Raw genomic sequence first — 24371 nt, 5'->3', positions numbered from 1 at the left:
AGCCGGTGCCAGGCAGTGGCAGTGTCTGGGCCGGCCTCTTCGCGGGGCAAGCCCGCTCCCACTGAGATCACGCCGGCTTTGGGCATCTGAGCCAGGCAGTTGCTGGCACTGGGCGCACGATCATTCGCCGCGGTTTTTCTTCACAATGCCATCGGCGATGCTGGCCGGCGCCTCGGCATAGCGGGTGAACTCCATCGAATAGCTGGCCCGCCCCTGGGTCATCGAGCGCATCGACGTGGCATAGCCGAACATCTCACCCAGCGGCACCTCGGCACGAATCACCTTGCCGGCTGGCGTCTCGTCGCCATCCTGAATCATCCCACGGCGTCGGCTCAGGTCGCCCATGATGTCGCCCTGGTATTCCTCCGGCGTCACCACCTCAACCTTCATGACCGGCTCCAGCAGCACCGCCCCGCCTTTTTGCGAGAGTTGCTTGGTGGCCATGGAGGCGGCGATCTTGTAGGCCATCTCATTGGAATCGACGTCGTGGTAGGAGCCGTCGAACACCGCCGCCTTCAGGCTGATCAGCGGATAACCGGCGAGCACGCCGTTCTTCATCTGCTCCTCGATGCCCTTCTGGATGGCCGGGATGTACTCGCGTGGCACCACGCCGCCGACGATCTCGTTGATAAACTCCAAGCCCTCCTGGCCTTCGTCGCCAGGGGCGAAGCGGATCCAGCAGTGGCCATACTGGCCGCGCCCGCCGGACTGGCGGACGAAGCGGCCTTCGATCTCGCAGGTGTTGCGGATCTTCTCGCGGTACGCCACCTGCGGCTTGCCGATGTTGGCCTCGACGTTGAACTCGCGGCGCATGCGGTCGACGATGATGTCCAGGTGCAACTCACCCATGCCAGAGATGATCGTCTGGCCGGTCTCTTCGTCGGTGCGTACCCGGAATGACGGGTCTTCCTGGGCCAGCTTGCCCAGGGCAACGCCCATTTTCTCCTGGTCGGCCTTGGTCTTGGGCTCTACCGCCACGGAGATGACTGGGTCGGGGAAGTCCATGCGTTCGAGGATGATCGGCTTGTCCATGTCACACAAGGTGTCGCCGGTGGTCACGTCCTTCATGCCGATCAGCGCGGCGATGTCGCCGGCGCAGACGTCCTTGATCTCGGCGCGTTGGTTGGCATGCATCTGCACCATGCGGCCGATGCGCTCCTTCTTGCCCTTGACCGAATTGAGCACTGCATGGCCAGAACTGAGTACGCCGGAGTACACCCGGGCGAAGGTCAGGGTGCCGACGAACGGGTCGGTGGCAATCTTGAAGGCCAGGGCCGAGAACGGCTCGTTGTCGTCGGCGTGGCGTTCCAGGTGTTTTTCTTCATCGTCTGGGTCGGTGCCCTTGATGGCAGGGATCTCGGAGGGCGCGGGCAGGTAGTCGATCACCGCATCGAGCATCAGCGGCACGCCCTTGTTCTTGAACGAGGAGCCCAGAATGGTCGGCACGATCTGGTTGGCGATGGTGCGTTGACGCAAGGCGGCCTTGATCTCGTCGATGGTCAGTTCTTCGCCGTCGAGATATTTCTGGGTCAGTTCATCATTGGCATCGGCGGCCGCCTCGACCAGGTGTGCGCGCCATTCGTCGGCGAGCGGCCGAAGCTCGGCAGGGATCTCTTCTTCCCGATAGGTGGTGCCCTGGTCGGCGTCGTTCCAGTAGATGGCCTTCATCTTCACCAAGTCGATCTGGCCGATAAAGTGCTCTTCGCTGCCGATCGCCAGCTGGATCGGTACCGGGTGATGCCCCAGGCGCTGGTCGATCTGCTTGACCACGCGCAGGAAGTCGGCGCCCTGGCGGTCCATCTTGTTGATGTAGGCCAGGCGCGGCACATGGTACTTGTTGGCCTGGCGCCAGACGGTTTCCGATTGCGGCTCGACCCCGTCGGCACCGCTGAACACCACCACGGCGCCATCGAGCACGCGCAGCGAGCGCTCCACTTCAATGGTGAAGTCGACGTGGCCTGGGGTATCGATGATGTTGAAGCGGTACTTGTCGGCAAACTGCTTGGTCGAGCCTTGCCAGAAGGCTGTGGTCGCCGCCGAGGTGATGGTGATGCCGCGCTCCTGTTCCTGGGCCATCCAGTCCATGGTCGCGGCACCATCGTGCACCTCGCCCATCTTGTGGTTGACCCCGGTGTAGAACAGGATGCGTTCGGTGGTGGTGGTCTTGCCGGCATCCACGTGGGCGACGATGCCGATATTGCGATACAGCTCGATGGGCGTTGTACGGGCCATGGCGGACTACCTGCGGGGATGCGGATTCTCCCAAGGTAGCAGACCGGAAGAATCCTGCTTTACCGCCGGGCCGTCAGTCGGCCTGGGCTTGCAGCAACCATTGGCCGTCCACTTCGCGGGCCAGGCCGCTGGCGGGCAGCAGGGCCAGCAGGCGCTCGTGCAGGGCGGCGTCGGTGAAGGTCTTGAGCTTGGCCAGGTCCAGTGCGCCGACCAGGTTCAGGTCTTCCTTGTGGTACGACAGCCAGGCTTTTTTCAGCACCAGCAGCACGTCGCTGCCTGCGGTGGTGGCGAAGCGGCGGTTGAGCGCTCGGCCTTCGAGGGTGAAGTTGTGCTGATGGCTGTAGCTATTCTGGTCGCCACCGTCACGGCAGCGGTGGCACTGGCACGGGCCTTCGGCGAACGCGTTGCGCAGGTAGTTGTTGAAGTCCACGACGGGCTTGAGGGACAGGCGTTTGTCGACCTCGAACAGGTCGGCGATCAGGGGTTCTTCGGCGCTCACTCGGGATCCTCGTGTGGTGTGGCGTGCATCGGCGGGCACCCTAACAGATCGGGGCATTCAGATCACCTGTTGGCGGCGGTGCGGCGATCCGAGTTGCCCGCGATCAGGCCAGTAGAGACAACAACGAAAGGCTGCCGTACTCTACGCGCCCACACGCCTACCTATCCTATTGAGGTAACCCGCTTGAGCAGCAAGTACCCGTACATCGCCACCGTGACCGTCAGCACCGAAGACCGTGGGGGCGATGTCGAGGCATCGGAGAACGCCAACATCCGTGTTGGCCTTGAAGCGGTGACTGAAACCCTGAAAAAGGTGCATTTCGTCGGCGCGCTCGCGGCCCCCGAAAAGCCCGCCACGCACATCTGCGTCACCCTGGAAAACGGCCTGACCTACTACGGCCCGATCGTCAACGGCCACGCCGAACTCGAAGGCGGCTGGATCGCCTTCGAGTCCGACATGCTCACCCCCGAAGAACTGGGCCTGTAACCCTCAGTTCAGCTCGGCCAGGCATTGCTCGAGGATATCCAGCCCTTCTTCGAGCACATTGGCTTCGATGGTCAGTGGCGCCAGCAGGCGAATGATGTGCCGCGCCTTGCCGCTGGGCATCAGCAGCAAACCCTTGGCCCGCGCCGCTTCCATCACCTTGGCCAGTTGCGCGGGGGCTGGGCTGCCGTCGGCATTGACGAACTCGATGCCGCGCATTGCTCCGACGCCGGTCAGGCGGCCGATGAAGGGGTGCTGTTTTTTCCAGCGCTCCACGCGGCTGACGATGGCCTGCTCCTGGCGCTCGCCCCAGGTGGCGACGTTTTCGTCGGTCATCTGCGCCAAGCTTGCCAGCGCCGCCGCGCAGGCAATCGGGTTGCCCGAGTAAGTGCCGCCCAGGCCGCCCTTGGGCAGCGCCGCCATCAAGGCCTGACGCCCGACTACCGCACCCAGTGGCATGCCGCCAGCGATACTTTTGGCCAGCAGCAGCAGGTCTGGCTCGATACCCAGGCGAGGGAAGGCGAAACGCTGGCCGGTACGGCCAAAGCCCGACTGGATCTCGTCGATGATGATCAAAATCCCGTGTTGGTCGCAGAAGCGGCGCAGTGCCTGGGCGAATGCCGGGTCGAGGGCGAGGAAGCCACCTTCGCCTTGCACCGGTTCAAGGATGAACGCTGCCACGTCTTCGACCGCCAGCTCGACGCTGAACAGCCGGTCCATGGCCTTGAGCGCCTGCTCGCAGGTGACGCCGGTGTCGGCGCTGGGGTAGGGCAGGTGGTAGACCGGGCCGGGTAGCTCGCCGACCCGTTGTTTGTAGGGGGCGACCTTGCCGTTGAGGTTCAGGGTGGCCAGGGTGCGGCCATGGAAACCCCCGTCGAAGGCGATGATGGCGCGCTTGCCGGTGGCACCGCGGGCTACTTTCAGGGCGTTTTCCGCCGCTTCCGCGCCGCTGTTGGTCAGCATGCCGGCCAGCGGGTAGCTGACGGGGACGAACTGGCTGAGGCGTTCCATCAGCTCAAGGTACGGGCCATGGGGCGCGGCGTTGAAGGCATAGTGGGTCAGGCGGGTGGCCTGGGTTTGGATCGCCTCGACCACGGCAGGGTTGCAATGCCCCAGGTTGAGTACGCCGATGCCGCCGACGAAGTCGATATAACGTTTACCGTCGGTGTCCCAGACTTCCGCATTCTTGCCATGGGAAAGTGTGATGGGGTGAACGATGGCAATGGACTGGCTGATACTTTCCTGATTCATGGGGCACGCGGACCTTGTTCGAGTTTCTTATTATCCAAGCGTGCCGGCGGGTTATTCCGCAAACGAATTATTCGATTGCGGTCATTCCCTGGATTCATGATCTGGCCCGTTTTTAGGGTTTGGACGGGCAACCTCAATCGCCCTCGGCCACCCGCTCGCGAATCCACTGCACGAACGCTCTGATCTTCGGCACCTCGGCCGCATGCTCGGCATGGGCGATGAAGTGCCGGCCGTTGCTCGGCACCGGGTGGTCCCAGGCCACCACCAGCTTGCCTTCGCTCAGCTCTTCGGCCACCAGGTAGCGAGGGATCAGGGCAATGCCGCAACCGGCGATGGCGGCGCGGATGCACAGGTAGAACGTGTCAAAGCGCGGCCCGTGGTAGCTGTTCTGGCTGTGCAGCCCCAGCCCCAGAAACCATTCATGCCAGGCCTCCGGGCGGGACACGCACTGCAGCAGGCGGTGTTCGGTCAGCGCCTCGGCGCTGCTGAAGTGGTGGCTGGCCAGTAGCTCCGGGGCGCACACCGGCAGCACTTCTTCGCTGAACAGTTCGATGCAGGTCGCCCCGGGCCAAGTGCCCTGGCCGAAGAAAAAGGCGATGTCGGCCTTGGCCTGCACCAGGTCGAAGGGTTCCAGTTCGTTGCGAATATCCAGGTGGATGCGCGGGTAGCGATCGCCAAAACCCTTGAGCCTGGGCACCAGCCAGCGGGCGCCGAAGGTCGGCTGGGTGGCGATGCGCAGCACTTCGGTCTCGTCGCCATAGCTGAGGATGTAGCGGCTGGAAATGTCGATCTGGGTGAGAATCTTGTTCACCTCGGTCAGGTACAGCGCACCGGCCGGGGTCAGGTGCAGGCGCCGGCGAATGCGCTGGAACAACGAGTGCGACAGCATCTCTTCAAGTTGCGCGACCTGTTTGCTGACCGCGCTTTGGGTCAGGTGCAGCTCTTGCGCCGCGCGGGTGAAGCTGAGGTGGCGGGCAGCCGCTTCGAAGCACTGGAGGGCGGTGGTCGAGGGCATCAGGCGTTTGGACATGACAGGCGCGTACCGAGCAAAAAAAGGATGAAGTTCATTCCAAATCGGAATCATATGCTTCGAAAAGGTCGTTTGTTGACCCAGACCTATAGATTAATACTGACCTGGATCAACGATTACAACCGGTCGTGCGAAGAGGAGGGAAGTAGCCAGTACCGGCATCTTCAGAACAACAAAAAAACCAACATCAGAAATTGATAAGAATTCTGCTCCAATTTTTAGCCGCCCCCGCGCGGCGACCCATTCGAGGGTTCTCCATGGCTTCGCTAGACAACAAGAAACAGCGTTCCTTGCAGCACGGCCTGACGTCCCGTCAGGTGTCCATGATCTCCATCGCCGGCATCATCGGTGCCGGCCTGTTCATCGGCTCCTCCAACGCGATTGCCACCGCGGGCCCGGCCATTCTCATTTCCTATGCCATGACCGGCCTGCTGGTGCTGCTGGTGATGCGCATGCTGGGCGAAATGGCCATCGCCAACCCCAACAGCGGGTCGTTCTCCACCTACGCCTCCGAGGCCATCGGCCCATGGGCAGGCTTCACCATCGGGTGGTTGTACTGGTGGTTCTGGGTACTGATCATCCCGGTCGAGGCCATCGCTGGCGCAGACATCCTGCATACCTACTTCCCCGCTGTGCCATCGTGGCTGTTCGCCTTCCTGATCATGGTCTTGCTGTCGGGTACCAACCTGATCAGCGTGAAGAACTTCGGTGCCTTCGAGTACTGGTTCGCACTGGTCAAGGTGATTGCCATCATTGCTTTCATCGTTGTCTGCAGCCTGGCCGTATTCGGCTTCTGGCCGCTGGCCGAGGTGTCGGGTGTGAGCCGGCTGTGGGACAACGGCGGCTTCATGCCCAATGGCTTCGGCACCGTGCTGGGCGGCGTGCTGATCACCATCTTCTCGTTCTTCGGCGCCGAGATCGTCACCATTGCCGCTGACGAAACGGCAAACCCGAAAGACAAGATCCGCCGCGCCACCAACCTGGTGGTGTACCGCATCGCCATCTTCTACCTGGCCTCGATCTTCCTGGTGGTGTCGCTGGTGGCCTGGAACGACCCGGCCCTGAAAGCCGTGGGCTCGTTCCAGCGGGTACTGGAAGTACTGAACGTGCCGGGCGCCAAGCTGCTGGTCGACCTGGTGGTGCTGGTGGCGGTGACCAGTTGCATGAACTCCGGCCTCTACACCGCGTCGCGGATGCTCTACTCCCTGGGTGCCCGTGGCCAGGCGCTGAGCATGACCAAGCGTATCTCCGGTGCAGGCGTGCCGACGGTCGCGGTCATCTTCTCGACCCTGGCAGGCTTTGCCGGTTGCCTGGTCAACTATGTGTTCCCTGGCAAGGTGTTCGGGTTCCTGCTGTCCACCACCGGTGCCATCGCCTTGCTGGTGTACCTGGTGATCGCCGTGTCCCAGCTGCGCATGCGGGCACGTGCCGAACGTGAAGGCACACCGTTGGAGCTGAAGATGTGGCTGTTCCCCTGGCTGACCTGGCTGGTGATCGGCACCATTGTCATGGTGTTGGGCTACATGCTGTTCAGCGATGCCTACCGTTACGAGACGCTGATGACGGCGGGGGTGACGCTGTTCATCCTGCTGGTGTCGCTGACCCAGCGGCGCGGCAAGGTGGTTGCGCAGACTGCGTGATCCTTGGGGGCGCTTTGCGCCCCATTCGCGGCACAAGGCCGCTCCCACAGGTACTGTGCTGTCGTGTACAGACTGCTGGGAGCGGCCTTATGCCGCGATGGGCTGCAACGCAGCCCCGGCATTCTCATTGGCGCTGACAAAATGCGGCGCTACCATCGACGCTTGCATCCCTTCCCATTCCAACAAGCACAGGAAGCGTATGAACGAGCAAATCCTTTCCCTCCAGCAACTCGCCGCGCCAGAAGGCAGCTGCTACGGCTGTGGCTGTGCCCACCCCAGCGGCCTGCACCTGCAAAGCCACTGGGATGCCGATGGCATCCACCTGTTGTGCCGACACTCGCCCGACAGCAGCTTCATTGGCTGGCCCGGCCTGGTCTACGGCGGCTTGCTGGCGATGCTGGTCGACTGCCATTCCAACTGGACCGCCATGGCCTACCACTACCGCAACGAAGGCCGCGAAGCGGGTAGCCTGCCGCGCATCGATTGCGTCACCGGCACGCTCAACCTCAGCTACCTGAAACCGACGCCCATGGGGGTCGAGCTGCTGCTCAAGGCGCGCGTTGAAGGCGAAGTCGGGCGCAAGAGCCGGGTCATCTGCGAGGTCTGGGCGGACGATGTGCTGACGGTGACTGCCGACTCGGTATTCGTGCGGGTCGACACCGAAAAGCTCAAGCTCAAGGCCCATGGCCAGGCGTGATCGGCCAGTGCCGATGAGTGGTCGGTGATGGTCAGCGGGCGGGGATGTCACTAGAGTGACAAGCCCATCCCCCAGGCAAGGTTGACCATGACCGATCTGAGCGCATTCCCCATCACCCGCAAATGGCCCGCCCAACACCCCGAGCGCCTGCAGCTGTATTCGCTGCCCACGCCCAACGGCGTCAAGGTGTCGATCATGCTGGAAGAGATCGGCCTGGCGTACGAGCCGCACAAGGTTAGCTTCGATACCGATGACCAGATGAGCCCTGAGTTCATCTCCCTCAGCGCCAACAACAAGATCCCCGCCATCCTCGACCCGAACGGCCCCGGCGGCCAGCCGCTGGGGCTGTTCGAGTCGGGCGCGATCCTGCAGTACCTGGCCGAGAAAAGTGGCCAGTTGCTCAGCCAGGACCCTGCCGTCCGTTACCAGACCCTGCAGTGGTTGATGTTCCAGATGGGCGGCATCGGCCCGATGTTTGGCCAGGTCGGGTTCTTCCACTTCTTTGCAGGCAAGGAATACGAAGACAAGCGCCCGCGCGATCGCTATGTCAACGAATCGAAGCGCCTGCTGGGCGTGCTGGATCGGCACCTTCAAGGGCGGGAGTGGATGGTCGACACGTACAGCATCGCCGATATCGCCATCTTCCCTTGGGTGCGCAACCTGGTGGAGCGCTACAACGCCCGTGAGCTAGTGGGCTTCGATGCGTTCAAGGAAGTGCAACGGGTGCTGGCCAACTTCCTCGAGCGCCCTGCCGTTCAACGGGGCTTGATAATCCCGGGCTGATCGCCACGTACTTAACCTGTGGGGCTTGTTCCCACAGGCTCATCTTGCAGCCTAGAAAATCTGATTCAGCACCCAGTACAGGCTACCCGCCAGCAACATCGCCGCCGGCAAAGTCAGCACCCACGCCATCAGCAGATTGATCAGCGTGCGCTTCTGGATCCCCGAGCCATTGGCGACCATGGTCCCGGCCACACCAGAGCTCAGCACATGGGTGGTCGACACAGGCAGCCCGAACATGTCCGCCGCGCCGATGGTGCACATCGCCACCACCTCGGCCGAGGCGCCCTGGGCGTAGCTCAGGTGGGTCTTGCCAATCTTCTCGCCCACCGTCACCACGATGCGCCGCCAGCCGACCAGGGTGCCCAGCCCCAGGGCGATGGCCACGGCCACCTTGACCCATAGCGGGATGTAGCGCGTGGCGTCGTCCAATTGGGTCTTGAACAGTTGCACATGGCTGCGGGTGTCGGCATCAAAGGTTACCAGCTGGTTTTTCTCGATCAGGCGGATGGCTTCGCTGGTCAGGTACATGTCGTTGCGCACATTGGCCATGGCCTCGGCCGGCACGCGCTTGAGCGAGCCATAGCCTTTGACTTCTTCGCCGATCATGCCGGTCAGTGCGGCGAGTGCGGGCACCAGTTGCGGGGTGGGCTTGGGCTCGGTGATGAACAGGGTCAGCACCTGGCGAGGGTCTGCCGGCACCGGTTGCGGATCGCTGCGCACCAGCGCCTGGCGCGTCACCTCGGCAACGGCCGAAAACTGCAAGGACTGCTCGCTGGGCATGGTCTTGTTCAGGGCATACGCCATCGGCAGCGTGCCGACCAGAATCAGCATGATCAGCCCCATGCCTTTCTGGCCATCGTTGGAGCCATGGGCAAAGGACACCCCGGTGCAGGTCAGGATCAGCACGCCGCGGATCCACCACGGCGGCGGTGTCTGGCCTTCGGGTGCCTGGTACAGCGCCTTGCGCTTGACCAGTGCGCGCAGGGCTAGCAGCAACAGGGCGGCGCAGGCAAAGCCGATCAGCGGTGAAAACAGCAGGGCATAGCCCACCTTGCTGGCCTGGCCCCAGTCCACTCCGCTGGTGCCGTCGCGCCCGTGCATCAGCGCATTGGCCACCCCTACGCCGATGATCGAGCCGATCAGCGTGTGCGAAGACGAGGCCGGCAGGCCCAGCCACCAGGTGCCCAGGTTCCAGATGATCGCGGCTAGCAGCAGGGCAAAGACCATGGCGAAACCGGCCGAAGAGCCGACTTGCAAAATCAGCTCTACCGGCAGCAAGGCGATGATGCCGAACGCCACTGCACCGCTGGAGAACAGCACGCCGAGGAAGTTGCACAAACCCGACCAGACCACGGCAACCGGTGCCGGCAACGAGTGGGTATAGATGACTGTGGCCACGGCGTTGGCGGTGTCGTGGAAGCCGTTGACGAATTCGAAACCCAGGGCAATCAGCAACGCCAGGCCCAGCAGCAGGAACGGCGTGACGGTGGTGATTACCGTGCCGCTGGCGCTGACGTCCTGTTTCAGGCTCCAGGCGGTATAGGCGAGGCCGGCCAACAGCAGGCCGAAGAACAGAACCACGGTGGCGCGGCCGGGCTTGTGAGCCAGCTGCGGGCGCGCATCGCGTTGGGCCAGGTGCGGCTGGCTGGCCAGGGACGGGGTTGCCATGGGGGCTCCGATTGGCGTCGGGCGAAGGTGCCGAAGGCTGTGAGCATAGAAACAATTCGTTACTGGCCCGTGACCTCGGTCAATGAATTATCTAGGCTCAAGACAGACGGCAATGGCCGGAGAAGCCCATGATCCGTTGCAAACGTGTCTACGAAGCGCTCGCCGAGGAAGACGGCCAGCGTGTGCTGGTCGACCGCCTGTGGCCGCGTAACAAGCGCAAGGATGACCTGCATGGCCAATGGCTGCGCGAGGTGGCGCCCTCGCAGGGTTTGCGCAAGGCATTTCACCAGGGCGAGGTGGATTTTGCCGGTTTCACCCAACGCTACCGGCAGGAGCTGACCGCACACCCCGAGTACTGGTACCCGCTGCTGGGCCTGGCCGCCAAGGGCACGCTGACCTTGCTCTATGCCGCCAAGGACACCGAGCACAACAACGCCCGGGTACTCGCCCAATGGCTGGAAGATGAGTTGGAGCGCCATGGCCCGGGCAGTTCGCCCGTGTGCTATGCCACCTGAGCGGTGCACAATAACGGCATGAAGCTCATACCCGCCTCCGATGCCCACCGCAGTTTCGCCCGCGACCTCACGCGCCGGGCCATGCTGCCGTACTACCGCGAATTCAACCTGCTGTGGATCGAAGAAGCCTTTGACCAGGCCTGGGCCTGGCGCGAGCAGTGGCTGGTGATGGAGGGTGAACAGGTGCTGGGCTACTGCAGCCTCAGCCAGGACCGTCAGGCACTGTTCATTCGAGAACTGCACCTGCTGCCTGAGCACCGCGGGCGCGGCATCGGCGGCCGGGTGCTGGAGGCCCTTGCCGGCTGGGCGAAACAGCGGCATCTGCCACTGCTGCGCTTGATGGTGTTTCGCAGCAACCCGGCTCGGTTGTTGTATCAACGCAGGGGCTTTGCGGAGGTGGGCGAGGATGAATGCTTCGTGCGCATGCAGCGCGTCATCGACTGATAGCGCAGTGATGGCTTGTCGCGGCAGGTGACCATGGGCATAGTGGGGTCTGAAATTTACCGCTGCTTACAGGACGGTGGGCGGCGTTGGATGATGTTCAAGGACAAAGGAGAAACGTGAGATGAATGGATTCGGTCCGCGGCTGCGCGAAGAGCGCGAACGGCTGGGCATGACCCAACGGGTGTTTGGTGACATCGGTGGGGTCGAGCCCAATGCCCAAGGTAAGTACGAGAGCGGTGAGCGCACGCCCCGCGCCGATTACCTCGCAGCACTGGCCGCCCAGGGCATGGACGCGCTCTATGTGCTCAGCGGTGTGCGCACCCCGGCACCGCTGGGCAACCTGACCCAGGACGAGGCCGATTTGCTGGGCGCTTTTCGGCAACTGCCGGTCGACGATCAAGCCGCGCTCTGGCACTTGCTTGGGCGTTTGTCCGGTGAGGTTAAAAGCCGTGAAACAGTGAGGCCTTTCACACTTGGCCGTCAGGCGTATCTGACAGAAGTTTTGCGTTAGGCCCGCCATGAAAAATTTTGTTAAGGTGGCGGGATCCAATCGCCCTGCAGACGAGGTGTGTGCTTGATTAGGGTCTTAGTGGTCGATGATCACGATCTGGTACGAACCGGTATTACCCGCATGCTGGCCGACATCGACGGCCTGCAAGTGGTGGGTGAGGGGGATTCGGGGGAGTCGGCGCTCAAGCTGGCGCGGGAACTCAAACCCGACGTCGTCCTGATGGATGTGAAAATGCCCGGCATTGGCGGCCTGGAGGCCACCCGCAAACTGTTGCGCAGCCATCCCGACATCAAAGTGGTCGCGGTCACCGTGTGCGAGGAAGACCCGTTCCCCACGCGCCTGCTGCAAGCCGGTGCTGCCGGTTACCTGACCAAGGGCGCCGGGCTCGACGAAATGGTCCAGGCCATCCGCCTGGCCTTTGCCGGCCAGCGCTACATCAGCCCGCAGATCGCCCAGCAACTGGCACTCAAGTCGTTCCAGCCACAAGGCTCGCCGTTCGATGCGTTGTCAGAGCGCGAAATCCAGATCGCCTTGATGATCGTCGGCTGCCAGAAAGTGCAGATCATCTCCGACAAGTTGTGTCTCTCGCCCAAGACCGTCAATACTTACCGTTATCGGATCTTTGAAAAACTCTCGGTCACCAGCGACGTCGAACTGACCTTGCTGGCCGTTCGCCACGGTATGGTTGACGCAAGCCTGTAAACCTCATGTCCCAAGCTTTTGATGCCAGCGCGTTCCTGGCGACCTGCAGCGGTCGCCCGGGCGTTTATCGTATGTTCGACGCCGAGGCGCGGCTGCTCTACGTGGGCAAGGCCAAAAACCTCAAGAAGCGCCTGGCCAGCTATTTCCGCAAAACCGGCCTGGCGCCCAAGACCGCTGCGCTGGTGGGCCGCATCGCCCAGGTCGAGACCACCATCACCGCCAACGAAACCGAGGCGCTGCTGCTGGAGCAGAACCTGATCAAGGAATGGCGGCCGCCGTACAACATCCTGCTGCGCGACGATAAATCCTACCCCTACGTGTTTTTGTCTGACGGCGACTTCCCGCGCCTGGGCATCCACCGCGGTGCGAAAAAGGCCAAGGGCCGATACTTCGGCCCCTACCCCAGCGCCGGTGCCATTCGCGAAAGCCTCAGCCTGTTGCAAAAGGCCTTTTCGGTGCGTCAGTGCGAAGACAGTTACTACGCCAACCGCACTCGGCCCTGCCTGCAGTACCAGATCAAGCGCTGCAAGGGGCCGTGCGTCGGCCTGGTCGACAAAGACGAGTACGCCGACGATATCCGCCACTCGGTGATGTTCCTCGAAGGCCGCAGCCAGCAGTTGGGCAACGAGCTCAATGCCGAGATGGAAAAGGCCGCCATGGCCCTCAATTTCGAGAAGGCCGCCGAGCTGCGCGACCAGATCGCCTTGCTGCGCCGCGTGCAGGACCAGCAGTACATCGAGGGCGGTACCGGTGACGTCGATGTGATCGCCGCCTTCGTCAACCCCGGTGGCGCCTGCGTGCACCTGATCAGCGTGCGCGGCGGGCGGGTGCTGGGCAGCAAGAACTTCTTCCCCCAGGTGGGCATCGAGGAGGAGGTGGCCGAGGTCATGGCCGCGTTCCTGTCCCAGTACTACGTGGGCAATGCCGAACGCGAACTGCCCGGTGAGCTCATCGTCAACGTGGTGCACGAAGACTTCGAAGCCATCCGTGAAGCCCTGCAAACCCTGCGCGGCCGCGAGCTGACCATCACCCACCGGGTGCGCGGCACCCGGGCCCGCTGGCAGCAGTTGGCAGTGACCAACGCCGAGCAGGCCCTCAACGCCCGCCTGGCCAATCGCCAGCACATGGCCGCCCGTTTCGAGGCCCTGGCCCAGGTGCTTGGCCTGGACGAAGTACCGCAGCGCCTGGAGTGCTACGACATCAGCCACTCCAGCGGCGAGGCCACCGTGGCCAGCTGCGTGGTGTTCGGCCCGGAAGGCCCGATCAAGTCCGATTACCGCCGTTTCAACATCGAAGGCGTGACCGCCGGCGACGACTATGCGGCCATGCACCAGGCCCTGACCCGCCGCTACGGGCGCATCAAGGACGGCGAGGGCAAGCTGCCCGACGTGTTGCTGGTGGACGGCGGCAAGGGCCAGTTGAACATGGCCCGCGACGTCATGCAGGAGCTGGCCTTCACTGACCTGACCCTGCTGGGCGTTGCCAAGGGCGTGACCCGCAAGGCCGGTTTCGAGACCCTGTACCTCAACGACGTGCACCACGAGTTCACCCTCAAGGGCGACTCACCGGCCCTGCACCTGATCCAGCAGATCCGCGACGAAGCCCACCGTTTCGCCATCACTGGCCACCGCGCCCGGCGCGGCAAAGCCCGTCGCGTGTCCAGCCTGGAAGACGTAGCCGGGGTCGGCCCCAAGCGCCGTCGCGACCTGCTGAAACACTTCGGCGGCCTGCAAGAGCTCAACCGCGCCAGTGTCGATGAAATCGCCAAAGCCCCCGGCATCAGTAAAAAGCTTGCCGAGTCGATTTATGCCAGCCTGCATAGCGAGTAGAATGCCTGGCTCAACCCGCAGCCAGTCGTACCGATGAATATTCCAAACCTGCTCACCGTTCTACGCGTCCTGCTCATCCCGATCTTCATCCTGCTGTTCTATGTGCCCTATCACTGGAGCTACATGGCCGCCAGCAGCGTGTTCGCCGTCGCCGCCGCCACTGACTGGCTGGACGGCTACCTGGCGCGCCGCCTTCAGCAGAGCACACCGTTCGGTGCCTTCCTGGACCCGGTGGCCGACAAGCTGATGGTCGCCGTGGCCCTGGTGTTGCTGGTGCAGGTGCACGCGAACTTCTGGCTGACCTTGCCGGCGGCGGTGATCATCGGCCGCGAGATCGTGGTGTCGGCGCTGCGCGAGTGGATGGCCGAACTGGGGGCGAGGGCGCATGTGGCAGTGTCCAACCTTGGCAAGTGGAAAACTGCGGCGCAAATGCTTGCGCTGGTGATCCTGCTGGCCAACCCGCCGGGTGTGACCTTCTGGGTCATTCTGGGTTACGGGCTGCTGCTGGTGGCAGCGGGCTTGACCCTGTGGTCGATGGCGCATTATCTGCTGGCCGCCTGGCCACACCTGCGCGAAGGCTCGGAGCAGAAATAAAAACTTTTTTGAATCAAGGGGTTGACGCCGTTTTAGATATTGCTAGAATGGCACCCATCACGACGCGGGAATAGCTCAGTTGGTAGAGCACGACCTTGCCAAGGTCGGGGTCGCGAGTTCGAGTCTCGTTTCCCGCTCCAAATTCGATCCTCAGTGCGTCGCTGGGATCACAAAGAAGAGGCCTTAAGGCCTCTTTTTTTGTGCCTGGAATTTGGTGTTTGTCCCCGTGCTGTGCTCTGAGGCCATGAAGTCAGGCTGTACTACTGGGTTGGCTCGTCAGGGGGCAGAGTCGTGGATCGCCCTTTTTTCCTGGCGCCAGATGAGGTCCGGGTAGCGCGAACTGCGGTTGAATCGATCAACCAGGTTTGCAAATCGATCAAGACTTGCTCATTCACCAACAGGTGCAAGCGTTTGAGCATCTGATCGAATGTCCCCCGGTTTCGCCAGCTCCGAAACCGGTGATAGACCGTTGACCACACACTGCCCCTAGAACTCCACCTTGCCCCGCCCCACTTTGACGTTGCTGCGCCTGGCTTTTCCTTCAAGGCGGCGTGTCTTCGAGCCGAGGGTCGGCTTGGTGGGGCGGCGTTTCTTCTCGGTCTTGCCGGCAGTAATGATCAACTCGGCAAGACGCGTCAGTGCGTCAGCGCGGTTTTGCTCCTGGGTGCGGTACTGTTGGGCCTTGATGATCAACACGCCGTCGCCGGTGATGCGGCTGTCACGCAGCGCCAGCAGCCGCTCCTTGTAAAACGCGGGCAGCGACGAGGCAGGAATGTCGAAGCGCAGGTGGACGGCGCTGGACACCTTGTTGACATTCTGCCCGCCTGCGCCTTGCGCGCGGATGTATGTCAGTTCGATGTCGGCATCTGGCAGATGCACGTTATTAGAGATGGTCAGCATGGCATGGCCCTTGTCATTGCCCTCCATTATCGCAGCCTTCGCCACTCGCCCACAGAACAAAACACCTTTGGCCTCGACCACAGAGGAATCAGCCGTGCAAAAGGGAATAAAGGGTGGCAGATCGCCTGGGCGGGACAATTTGTTGCGGTAAAAAAGCCCCTGGCATGCTAAACCAGTCGGCCCCGCCTGCCATGAAGAGTGCCCCGGTGAAAGCCATTCGCCTGACCCTTGTTTGCCATGCCCTGACCCAAGCCCAGAAGACTGGCTGCATGCCCCAGGCTGATGACAGCATCCTTGCGCTGGCACAACCGCCGCTGGCAATCGGGCCTGCGGTGCAGGTGCTGACGGCGCCGGAGCGTCGAGCTTGTGAGACAGCGGCGTGGTTGTCGGCGCAGGCGCGGGTCGAGCCGGCGTTGGCCGATTGTGACCTGGGGCATTGGCAGGGTTTGTCGCTCAAGCAGTTGCAGGTGGAGCAAGCGCAGTCGCTGTGCGAATGGCTGGGCGATCCGCACAGCGCGCTACATGGCGGGGAGTCTTTCGCGCAACTGTGCCAGCGCGTGGCGGCTTGGCTGGCGGCGTTCGACACGCCGGGCGAGTGGCTGGCAGTGACCCACCCTATGGTCATCCGTGCCGTGCTGGTACAGCTGTTGGGGTGCCCGTTGAGCACCCACCAGCGCATCGATGTGCTGCCGCTATCGCGCCTTGAACTCAGCTTTACCGGGCAGTGGCGGCTGCGTCTGGGCGCTTAGCGGCGGCAAGCGTGGTTCAGAACGCCAGCTTGTAGCCGATCAGCAGCAGCATCGCCGCCAGGCACGGGCGCAGCACGCGGTCAGAAATGCGCCCGGTGAGGTGGCTGCCCATGTAGATACCCGGCAGCGAGCCGAGCAGCAGGTAACCCAGCAACGACCAGTCCATGTTGCCCATGCCGGCGTGGCCCAGGCCCGCGACCAGGGTCAGCGGCACAGCATGGGCGATTTCGGTGCCGACCAGGCGGCGGGTGACCAGGAACGGGTACAGCAGGAACAGTGCCACGGTACCCAAGGCGCCGGCGCCGATGGAGGTGAGGGTGACCATTACACCCAGTACCACGCCAGTGAGCACGGTAAGCGTGTTGAGGCTGCGGTCGCTGAGGTGGTAGTGATCACCGGCATGGCGGCTGGCGAAGGCCTGCAGGCGCGACTTGAACAGAATGGCCAGTGCGGTGAGGATCAACACCACCGCCAGGCCCTGTTTGATGATGGCGTTGAGCGCCGAGGTGTCGGTGTGCAGGGTACTGAGGAACCACAGGGTGATGGCGGCGGCGGGTACGCTGCCCAGGCTCAGCAGGCCGGTGATTTTCCAGTCGATGTTCTTGTTGCGGGCATGCACCCAGACGCCACTGGCCTTGGTGATGGCGGCATACAGCAGGTCGGTGCCGACAGCGGTGGCCGGGTTGATGCCAAACCACAAGAGGATAGGGGTCATCAGCGAGCCGCCGCCCACGCCGGTCATGCCGACGATGAAACCTACAACCAGCCCGGCAAGGGTGAAACCGAAAGAACCTACATCCATACGCTACTCGACTGCCCAACTTTGCCCGTTATCGGATGGAAGCCAGCATATAGAATTTTTTATAGCCAAATAGACTTGTTCGTTATTAGGTTATAACCGCGTGGCGTCTGCACAGGTGCGTGAAAGCGCGCCTTAACGGTCTGTCATGACCACCATCACATGCGCATCCCCGCCATCCTCGCTTTCCGACAGATAGATATGCCCCACCTGGCTGTTGAAGTACGCGGTCTCCTGCGGGCCGATGCTGACCGCTTCACCGGTCTCGAACTCGATACGCACACGCCCGCAGATGACCAAGGCGAACTCCTGGCCAGGATGGCGGATAAAATCGTCGAACTGCCCGCGTTCACGGGCGATGATGCGGGCATAGGCCGGGGTCATGCGGCGCTCGGGGAAGGCGCCGGCAATCGGGTGATAGTCGTAGGTGCCGGTCGCGTAGCCCGCAACGGCCGCCAGTGAATCAACCACCACCGTCACCGGTACTGGCGTATCGGCCGTGCCGCTGGCACGGAACAACTGGGCGATATCGACATTCAGGGCGCGGGCGGCGGCGGCCAGTTTTTCGTAACTGACCGAGACTTGGGCGAGCTCCATTTTCGACAACGTCGACACCGGCACGCCGCTGGCTTCGGACAACTGCTTGAGGGTCAGCTGGCGCGCCTTGCGCACCTGGCGCAGGCGCCTGCCTACGGCGGCGCGGTCTAGCAGGGGCAAAGCATCGGGGCGGTCATCGGGCATTCGGTGCACTCGGCATACGGCGTTGGTCGGGCATATTACCTTGGACACTTGCGCATCTCTAAATTCTCATATATTAGAATTCTCATAAATGATAATTATGGGGGTAGGAGCGCGCATGACCACGATCTACGACACCTTGATCATTGGCGCCGGAATCGCCGGCGCCTCGCTGGGCTATCGTCTGGCGGGCCAGCAACGGGTGCTGCTGCTCGAGCGCGAGTCGCAACCGGGCTACCACTCGACGGGGCGCTCGGCCGCGATGTTCATGGAGGCCTACGGCACCCCGCAGATCCAAGCCCTGACCCGCGCCAGCCGCGCGTTCTATGAAGCGCCGCCACAAGGCTTCTGCGAACACCCCCTGCTTGAACCGCGCGGCTGTCTCTATGTCGCCAGCGTCGAGCAACGGCAACTGCTCGAACAGGCCCACGCGCAGAACTTGGCTAACGGCACCGACGTCAGCCTGCTCGACCGCGATGCGGCCCTGGCCCTGGTGCCGAGCTTGCGCGCTGAAGTGCTGGCGGGCGCGGTGCTGGAGCCGGGCGCCATGGACCTGGACGTGCACGCGCTGCACCAGGGTTTTTTGCGCGGCTATCGCGCTGCCGGCGGCGAGCTTCGCTGCAATGCCGAGTTGGCCCAGGCCTGCTACCTAGACGGGGTATGGCAGGTGCAACTGAGCGATGGCAGCCATCTCCAGGCACGTCGACTGGTCAATGCCGCCGGTGCCTGGGCCGACCGTGTCGCCGAGCAGTGCGGCGTGGGCCCCATCGGCCTGCAACCGTGCCGGCGCAGCGCCTTCACCTTCCCAGGGCCGGCAGACCAGGACTTCGCCCGCTGGCCGGCGGTGATCGGCGTTGACGAGAGCTTCTACTTCAAGCCCGACGCTGGCCAGCTGCTTGGTTCGCCGGCCAACGCCGACCCGGTCGAACCCCAGGACGCTGCGCCCGAGGAGCTCGATGTGGCACTGGGCATCTACAACATCGAAGCCATGACCACGCTAAGTATCCGCCGCCCGAGCCACAGCTGGGCCGGTTTACGTTCATTCGTAGCCGATGGCGACCTGGTGATCGGTTTCGATGCGCGCAGCCCCGCGTTCTTCTGGCTGGCGGCACAAGGTGGTTATGGCATCCAGTCGGCCGCAGGGGCTTCACGCCTGGCGGCCGACCTGCTGCTCGGTCAGCCGTTGTGCCCTAGCCTTGTCAGCCAGGGGGTGGCGCCCGAGCGCTTGTCCCCGGCACGTTTCCAACAACCTTGATAGGAGCTTCTCATGAGCAATGACATCCAGCGTTTCCCCAGCAGCTTGCCGTTTCCGTTTTCGCGTGCGGTAAAAGCGGGCGGTTTTCTGTTCCTGTCCGGGCAGGTGCCGATGAGTGCCGGCGGCGAAGTGGTGCGGGGTGATATTCAGACCCAGACCCGCGCGGCCTGCGAGCGCATCGGCGAAAGCCTGGCGGCCTGTGGGGCGAATTTCGACCAGGTGGTGAAGGCCACGGTGTGGCTTTCGGACATGAGCCACTTTGCCGGTTTCAACGAGGTTTACAAAGAGTTCTTCGGCGCCGCATTGCCTGTGCGCTCGACGGTGGCCTCGGCATTGGCACTGGGGGTCGATGTAGAAATCGAAGTGCAGGCGTTTATCGGGGAGTGACAGGTCGCCCTGGCAAGGCCGCTTCTATACAGGAATGCGTGGCGCTCAAACACACCTAACAACAATAAATACAGAGGTTCACATGCAAGAGCAGCTGAAAATCGCCGGCGCCTTTGTCGGCGTGATCGTAGGGGCGGGCTTTGCTTCGGGGCGGGAACTGCTGTTGTTCTTTGTCGATTTCGGGGTCTGGGGGTTGGTTGGCGCGATGGTCAGCGCGGTCTTGTTCACCTTCCTCGGCATGGCCCTGGCGGGGTTGGGCAACCGCCAGCGGGCCACTTCGCACAAAGATGTGATCCAGGCCATCTGTGGCCGTCACCTGGGCCTGTTCGTCGATTGGCTGATCACCTTCTTCATGTTCGCCGTCACCGTGGTCATGCTGGCCGGTGGCGGTGCTTTGCTGGAGCAGCAGTTCGGCATCCCGGCATTGACCGGCAGTGTGCTGGTAACGCTCGTGGTGGTAGGCATCGTGTGCCTGGACGTGCGCAAGGTGATCCTGGCCATCGGCGCGATCACCCCGTTGCTGATTCTGGTGGCTTCGGCGATTGCACTGTATGCCGTGTTCACCCGTGAACAGAGTTTCGCCGACCTCGACCACCTGGCCAGCCAGCAGCAGGCAGGCACGCGCCATTGGCTGCTGGGCGCGTTTCTGTATGTGTCCTACAACATCGTTGCCGGTGCGCCGATCCTGGCCATTCTGGGGGGCTCGGCCAAAGGCGAGAAGACGGCGGTGTGGGGTGGTTTGCTGGGGGGCGCGGCGCTGGGCGGCTTGATGCTGGTGATGACCGCCGGGCTGTTGTCACGCCTGGACAGTGTCGCCGACCTGCCGATGCCGATGCTGTCGATCGCTAATGAGGTGTCGCCGGTGTTGGGGGTGGTGATGTGCCTGATCATCTTCGGCATGATCGTCAACACGGCGGTGGGGACGATGTTCTCGTTCCTGTCGCGGCTGTTGCCGGCGGGTACGGCGAAGTTTCGCTGGGGCTCGGTGGTGACCGGGGTTGTGGCGTTCGGCTGCAGCCTGGTGGGGTTCATCAGCTTGGTGGGCGAGGTGTATCCGCTGTTTGGGTACCTGGGGTTTGTGCTGATGGCGGCGGTGTTGGTGGCTTGGGTGCGGCGGGGTAAGGCTGGGAAGGTGGTGGTGGTGTAGGGGGGCTGCTTTGCAGCCCATCGCGACGCAAGGCCGCTCCTACAGGAGCGGCTTGCGTTACAGCGGCACTCAGATTCTGAAGCTGCCTACCAGCTGCTTCAAGCGGCCAGCCTGTTGGGCCAGTTGATCGCAGTGCAGCAATGTTTCGTTCAGGTTCTCGACGCCTTGCTGGTTGAGGGCGTTGATCTGGGTAATGTCCAGGTTGAGGCTCTCGACCACGGCGGTCTGTTCTTCGGTGGCAGTGGCCACTGACTGGTTCATGCCATCGATCTCACCGATACGCTGGGTCACGCTGGCCAGGCGCACGCCGGCCTGGTTGGCCACCTGCACGGTCTGCTCGCTGGAGACCTGGCTGGTGTTCATGGTATGCACCGCCTCGCGTGAACCCACCTGCAGGCTGGTGATCATGCGGTGGATTTCTTCGGCCGATTCCTGGGTGCGGTGCGCCAGGTTGCGTACCTCGTCGGCGACCACGGCAAAGCCTCGGCCGGCCTCACCGGCACGGGCTGCCTCGATGGCAGCGTTGAGCGCCAGCAAGTTGGTCTGCTGCGAGATGCCCTTGATCACATCGAGGATCTTGCCGATCTCATCAGTGCTGGCATTGAGCGTTTCGATCTGCGCGCAGGACTCGCTGATGCGCTGCGACAGGGCGGTCATGGCACTGATCGCTTCCTCGACCACTTCGCGGCCGCCATGGGCCTGCTCGCTGGCACCGCTGGCATGCTGCGAGGCGTCGGCCGCGTTGCGGGCGATCTCCTGGGTGGCGGCGCCCAGCTCGTTGATCGCCGCCGCCACGCTGTTGGTGCGCATGCTTTGTTCTTCGGAGCCGGTGATCGAAGCGTTGGAGGCATTGACGACCTTTTCCGACAGGTCATGCACCAGGCGGGTGGCCGAGGACACTTCGCTGATCGAGGCATGGATGCGTTCGACGAAGCGGTTGAACGAGGTGGCCAGTTCGCCGAACTCGTCCTTGTTCTGCACGGCCAGGCGGCGGGTCAGGTCGCCTTCGCCTTCGGCGATGTCGCGCATGGCACGGCCCATGGTGGTCAGCGGTTGCATCAGCACCGGGATCAACAAGCCCAACAGGCCGGCGATGGCCGCTACGGCGATGAGCATGGCGATGATTGCCGACGTGCGGAACTGGTCAAGGGCGGCGTAGGCCTTGTCCTTGTCGATCGACAGGCCGATGTACCACTGTGCGGAAGGCAGGCCGGAAACCGGCGCGAAGGAGATGAGGCGTTCCTGGCCGTTGAGGGTGACATCCTGCATGCCCGACGCGACGCGCAGGCCACTGCCAGGGTAGATGTCTTTGAGGTTTTTCATCACCTGGTCTTTATCGGGGCTGACGATTACCTGGCCATTGCTGTCGGAAAGGAAGGCGTGGCCGATGCCGCCGAAATCGACCGAGTTGATGATCTCTACCAGGGTATCGAGGGTGACGTCACCGCCTACCACGCCGATCAGCTCGCCATTGGCCTTGCTTTTCACAGGGGTGGCAATGGTCACCACCAGGCCGCCGACGGCGCCTTGGTAGGGCGGGGTCAACACGGTTTGCCCGGCGCTCGCCGCGGTGCTGTACCACGGGCGCTGGCGGGGGTCGTAACCGGCGGGCATCTGCGCGTCGGGGCGCTGGGTGAATGCGCCGTTGGACTGGCCCAGGTAGGTGAACAGGAAATTGCGCGTGTAAGAAGGCTGCTCGATAAACCCGGCCAGGGTGTCACCGGCACCTTGCTGGCCGATGTCCTGGGCCAGGTTTTCCAGCACCAGGATGCGCCCGCTCATCCAGTTCTGCACGCTGCTGGCGGTTAGCTCACCGGATTGCTGCACCGAAGACTCGATGTTTTGGCGAATGGTGTTGCGTTGCAGGTAGTCGTTGTAGAGCGTGAACAGGGCAAAAGCCAGGACCACGACGCCGCAGGCGCTGAGCAGGATCTTGTGGCGAAATTTCAGGTTCATGTTTCGAGACCTTGGGCCAATGAGGGGAGGGCGTAGCGCGCTCATGACGCGCTGCGCCCTGTCGATTGGCTATCGGCTTGCGGGCTAAAAAATTGAAACACTTGGCGAAATTTCTTTAGGACGTTTCGACGAACGGCGTTCAACGCATGGACAGCTGCTCAATCAACAAACGCGCCGCCTGCTGCAGCGGCTGCTGCTTGCGCCACAAAAGGTGCACGGGCAACTGCAACTCGTTGCGGGTATTGCGAAAGCCCAGCCGCACCAGACGCCCGGCCGCTAGCAGCGGTGCGATGCGCGAGAGTGGCAGGTCCCCCCAGCCGAGGCCGGCCTCGACCATCTGCAGGGCGACATCGAAGCTGTCGGTGGACCAGTGCGTGGCACCAATCAGTGCGCGCGGGTCGGTCAGCGGCAGGTCGCGGCTGCGCACCAGGATCTGGCGCACGTTGATCAGGTCTTCGAGGTAGTGAACGCGGTCTTCGAGCACGGCCGGGTGCGCGGGTGACAGCGTTGCCACCAGCGATTCCATGCCGATGTGCTGAAAGCCGCGGCGGGCATCCACCTGCAGGCCGGCGAAGGCCACGCAGAGGTCGGCGCGGCCACTGTCGAGCAGGTGCAGGGCGTCTTCCTGCGGGGCGCTGAGCAGTGCGATATCGAGCAGCGGGTAGCGTTCACCAAGCTGGGCGATGGCGGCCAGCAGCGGGCGATGGTCGATGTCCGGGATCACGGCGATAGTCAGGCTGCTCTCAAGCCCTTGGGACAGCTCCAGGGCATGTACTTGCAACAGCCCTAGCTGTTCGGCGATCAGCCTGGCATGGGGCTCCAGGGCCAAGGCTTGGGCGGTCGCGCGGACTTCGCGCGGGCCACGTTCAAACAGGCTGTAGCCGAGCTCTGCCTCCAGGTTGCCGATGGCCATGCTTACCGCCGAGGGCACGCGGTGCAACGCGCGCGCGGCCGCAGAGAACGAGCCGCGATCGAGCACGGCGAGAAACAGCTGGATGTTGTCGCTGGAAAAGTTCATGGCAGCCTCCTGTCAGTTGATCTGACAGCTGCTGACTTTTACTGTCAAGAAGATTGAAGCATTCTCCCGCCCCATCGTTGTTAGTCAAATAGAGGTAAAACGGGGTGCAGGGCGTTAAACGCAAATTGGTCTACGTGACGTTTTATGAATTGATCGGGCTGTGCATGTCGACCCTCGGGCTGGCGTATCTGTCAGACACTGAGGCGTCCCACACCGGGCCACTGGCCGTGATGATCACCACCATCGCCATGCTCTGGAACCTGATCTACAACACGCTGTTCGAGCGCTGGGAGAGCCGCCAGGCCAAGCGCGGGCGCAGCGTGGGGCGGCGTGTGGCACATGCCATCGGGTTTCAGCTGACCTTGGTGGTGTACTTGATTCCGCTGATTGCCTGGTGGCTGGGCATGAGCCTGGTGGAGGCGTTTGTGGTGGACCTGGCATTCATCATTCTGGTGCCGTGCTACACCTTTGCCTACAACTGGGCGTTCGACCGGATTTTCGGCTTGCCCCGCTCAGCGCTGGCCACTGCCTGAGGCCGGTACCG

At 62.9% G+C, this 24371-nt stretch carries 25 protein-coding genes, 1 tRNA gene and 1 pseudogene; 16 read left to right on the top strand and 11 right to left on the bottom strand.

Translation table 11 applies throughout. The features are described from left to right. Positions 1–120: 120 nt before the first annotated feature. Both fusA and LJX93_RS17845 read right to left on the bottom strand, forming a co-directional pair. Positions 121–2232 carry an elongation factor G gene (gene fusA / locus LJX93_RS17850; protein ID WP_033699174.1) on the bottom strand — a complete coding sequence of 704 codons (2112 nt, stop codon included), beginning with the start codon at positions 2230–2232 and terminating at the stop codon, positions 121–123. A 73-nt stretch (positions 2233–2305) separates the two neighbouring features. Continuing rightward, entirely contained in the window at positions 2306–2731 is a 426-nt protein-coding gene (locus tag LJX93_RS17845) for a hypothetical protein (RefSeq protein WP_033699172.1), read from the bottom strand. A 183-nt stretch (positions 2732–2914) separates the two neighbouring features. On the opposite strand from LJX93_RS17845, the gene LJX93_RS17840 reads away from it, so the two are divergent. Next, on the top strand, positions 2915–3217 hold the full coding sequence (locus LJX93_RS17840; RefSeq protein WP_033699169.1) for a hypothetical protein: 303 nt from the start codon (positions 2915–2917) through the stop codon (positions 3215–3217). Positions 3218–3220: 3 nt separating this feature from the next. On the opposite strand, the gene LJX93_RS17835 is transcribed toward LJX93_RS17840, so the two are convergent. Beyond that, a complete protein-coding gene (locus LJX93_RS17835; RefSeq protein ID WP_033699167.1) occupies positions 3221–4465 on the bottom strand; it encodes an aspartate aminotransferase family protein in 1245 nt (414 codons plus the stop codon). Between the two features lie 133 nt (positions 4466–4598). Further along, positions 4599–5495: a transcriptional regulator GcvA gene (gcvA, locus tag LJX93_RS17830; protein WP_033699165.1), complete on the bottom strand. Its 897-nt coding sequence runs from the start codon at positions 5493–5495 to the stop codon at positions 4599–4601. A gap of 257 nt (positions 5496–5752) precedes the next feature. Between gcvA and LJX93_RS17825 the strand changes: the two genes are divergently transcribed. The 3 genes from LJX93_RS17825 to LJX93_RS17815 all read left to right on the top strand — a co-directional run bounded on the left by LJX93_RS17825 (position 5753) and on the right by LJX93_RS17815 (position 8615). Then, positions 5753–7135, top strand: a complete 1383-nt coding sequence (locus LJX93_RS17825; protein WP_033699163.1) for an amino acid permease — start codon at positions 5753–5755, stop codon at positions 7133–7135. A gap of 199 nt (positions 7136–7334) precedes the next feature. Beyond that, positions 7335–7832: a PaaI family thioesterase gene (locus LJX93_RS17820; RefSeq protein ID WP_033699162.1), complete on the top strand. Its 498-nt coding sequence runs from the start codon at positions 7335–7337 to the stop codon at positions 7830–7832. 87 nt (positions 7833–7919) lie between these two features. Further along, a complete protein-coding gene (locus LJX93_RS17815; protein WP_033699161.1) occupies positions 7920–8615 on the top strand; it encodes a glutathione S-transferase N-terminal domain-containing protein in 696 nt (231 codons plus the stop codon). 51 nt (positions 8616–8666) lie between these two features. On the opposite strand, the gene LJX93_RS17810 is transcribed toward LJX93_RS17815, so the two are convergent. Next, positions 8667–10283 carry an inorganic phosphate transporter gene (locus tag LJX93_RS17810; RefSeq protein WP_156310910.1) on the bottom strand — a complete coding sequence of 539 codons (1617 nt, stop codon included), beginning with the start codon at positions 10281–10283 and terminating at the stop codon, positions 8667–8669. 128 nt (positions 10284–10411) lie between these two features. Between LJX93_RS17810 and LJX93_RS17805 the strand changes: the two genes are divergently transcribed. The 7 genes from LJX93_RS17805 to LJX93_RS17775 all read left to right on the top strand — a co-directional run bounded on the left by LJX93_RS17805 (position 10412) and on the right by LJX93_RS17775 (position 15018). Next, positions 10412–10798 (top strand): DUF488 domain-containing protein, encoded by a 387-nt coding sequence (locus LJX93_RS17805; protein WP_033699157.1) that lies wholly within the window; start codon positions 10412–10414, stop codon positions 10796–10798. Between the two features lie 18 nt (positions 10799–10816). Then, positions 10817–11242 carry a GNAT family N-acetyltransferase gene (locus LJX93_RS17800; RefSeq protein ID WP_033699155.1) on the top strand — a complete coding sequence of 142 codons (426 nt, stop codon included), beginning with the start codon at positions 10817–10819 and terminating at the stop codon, positions 11240–11242. A gap of 121 nt (positions 11243–11363) precedes the next feature. Further along, a complete protein-coding gene (locus LJX93_RS17795; RefSeq protein WP_033699153.1) occupies positions 11364–11753 on the top strand; it encodes a helix-turn-helix domain-containing protein in 390 nt (129 codons plus the stop codon). 63 nt (positions 11754–11816) lie between these two features. Further along, positions 11817–12455 carry a UvrY/SirA/GacA family response regulator transcription factor gene (gene uvrY, locus LJX93_RS17790; RefSeq protein ID WP_027916239.1) on the top strand — a complete coding sequence of 213 codons (639 nt, stop codon included), beginning with the start codon at positions 11817–11819 and terminating at the stop codon, positions 12453–12455. A 5-nt stretch (positions 12456–12460) separates the two neighbouring features. Continuing rightward, a complete protein-coding gene (gene uvrC, locus LJX93_RS17785) occupies positions 12461–14284 on the top strand; it encodes an excinuclease ABC subunit UvrC (RefSeq protein ID WP_033699148.1) in 1824 nt (607 codons plus the stop codon). A 33-nt stretch (positions 14285–14317) separates the two neighbouring features. Continuing rightward, on the top strand, positions 14318–14878 hold the full coding sequence (pgsA, locus tag LJX93_RS17780) for a CDP-diacylglycerol--glycerol-3-phosphate 3-phosphatidyltransferase (RefSeq protein WP_033699146.1): 561 nt from the start codon (positions 14318–14320) through the stop codon (positions 14876–14878). A gap of 64 nt (positions 14879–14942) precedes the next feature. After that, positions 14943–15018 (top strand) — tRNA-Gly (locus LJX93_RS17775). A 129-nt stretch (positions 15019–15147) separates the two neighbouring features. On the opposite strand, the pseudogene LJX93_RS17770 reads toward LJX93_RS17775, so the two are convergent. Both LJX93_RS17770 and arfB read right to left on the bottom strand, forming a co-directional pair. After that, positions 15148–15384, bottom strand: a pseudogene (locus LJX93_RS17770) (IS5/IS1182 family transposase); the annotation flags it as partial. Beyond that, on the bottom strand, positions 15365–15778 hold the full coding sequence (gene arfB, locus LJX93_RS17765) for an alternative ribosome rescue aminoacyl-tRNA hydrolase ArfB (protein ID WP_227697312.1): 414 nt from the start codon (positions 15776–15778) through the stop codon (positions 15365–15367). The pseudogene LJX93_RS17770 and the gene arfB, both read right to left, overlap by 20 nt. A gap of 206 nt (positions 15779–15984) precedes the next feature. Here arfB and LJX93_RS17760 point away from each other — a divergent pair, with 206 nt between their 5' ends. After that, positions 15985–16527 (top strand): histidine phosphatase family protein, encoded by a 543-nt coding sequence (locus tag LJX93_RS17760; protein ID WP_227696254.1) that lies wholly within the window; start codon positions 15985–15987, stop codon positions 16525–16527. A 16-nt stretch (positions 16528–16543) separates the two neighbouring features. Here LJX93_RS17760 and LJX93_RS17755 read toward each other — a convergent pair whose 3' ends face one another. Both LJX93_RS17755 and LJX93_RS17750 read right to left on the bottom strand, forming a co-directional pair. After that, a complete protein-coding gene (locus LJX93_RS17755; RefSeq protein ID WP_033699141.1) occupies positions 16544–17329 on the bottom strand; it encodes a sulfite exporter TauE/SafE family protein in 786 nt (261 codons plus the stop codon). Positions 17330–17461: 132 nt separating this feature from the next. After that, the gene (locus LJX93_RS17750; RefSeq protein ID WP_033699140.1) at positions 17462–18067 is read right to left on the bottom strand and encodes a helix-turn-helix domain-containing protein; all 606 of its coding nucleotides are present in this window, start codon (positions 18065–18067) and stop codon (positions 17462–17464) included. Positions 18068–18182: 115 nt separating this feature from the next. Between LJX93_RS17750 and LJX93_RS17745 the strand changes: the two genes are divergently transcribed. From LJX93_RS17745 to LJX93_RS17735, 3 genes are all read left to right on the top strand, one after another. Beyond that, a complete protein-coding gene (locus LJX93_RS17745; RefSeq protein WP_227696253.1) occupies positions 18183–19319 on the top strand; it encodes an NAD(P)/FAD-dependent oxidoreductase in 1137 nt (378 codons plus the stop codon). A 12-nt stretch (positions 19320–19331) separates the two neighbouring features. Beyond that, complete coding sequence (locus LJX93_RS17740) at positions 19332–19706, top strand: RidA family protein (protein WP_033699138.1); 375 nt, start codon at positions 19332–19334, stop codon at positions 19704–19706. An 82-nt stretch (positions 19707–19788) separates the two neighbouring features. Continuing rightward, positions 19789–20853, top strand: coding sequence for a hypothetical protein (locus LJX93_RS17735; RefSeq protein ID WP_227696252.1), 1065 nt, complete (start codon positions 19789–19791; stop codon positions 20851–20853). A gap of 69 nt (positions 20854–20922) precedes the next feature. Here the strand turns inward: LJX93_RS17735 and mcpA are convergent, their stop codons facing one another. Together mcpA and LJX93_RS17725 are read right to left on the bottom strand one after the other, a co-directional pair. Further along, entirely contained in the window at positions 20923–22809 is a 1887-nt protein-coding gene (gene mcpA, locus LJX93_RS17730) for a methyl-accepting chemotaxis protein McpA (RefSeq protein ID WP_227696251.1), read from the bottom strand. A gap of 139 nt (positions 22810–22948) precedes the next feature. Then, positions 22949–23827, bottom strand: coding sequence for a LysR family transcriptional regulator (locus LJX93_RS17725; protein ID WP_033699134.1), 879 nt, complete (start codon positions 23825–23827; stop codon positions 22949–22951). A gap of 104 nt (positions 23828–23931) precedes the next feature. Here LJX93_RS17725 and LJX93_RS17720 point away from each other — a divergent pair, with 104 nt between their 5' ends. Next, positions 23932–24360, top strand: a complete 429-nt coding sequence (locus LJX93_RS17720; RefSeq protein ID WP_033699132.1) for a PACE efflux transporter — start codon at positions 23932–23934, stop codon at positions 24358–24360. Positions 24361–24371 lie beyond the last annotated feature (11 nt).

It is taken from the genome of Pseudomonas sp. HN2-3, from assembly GCF_020691745.1.
Classification (GTDB): domain Bacteria; phylum Pseudomonadota; class Gammaproteobacteria; order Pseudomonadales; family Pseudomonadaceae; genus Aquipseudomonas; species Aquipseudomonas capeferrum.
Note: the sequence above shows the minus strand (reverse complement) of the source record. Positions and strands in the feature narration are given on the sequence as shown.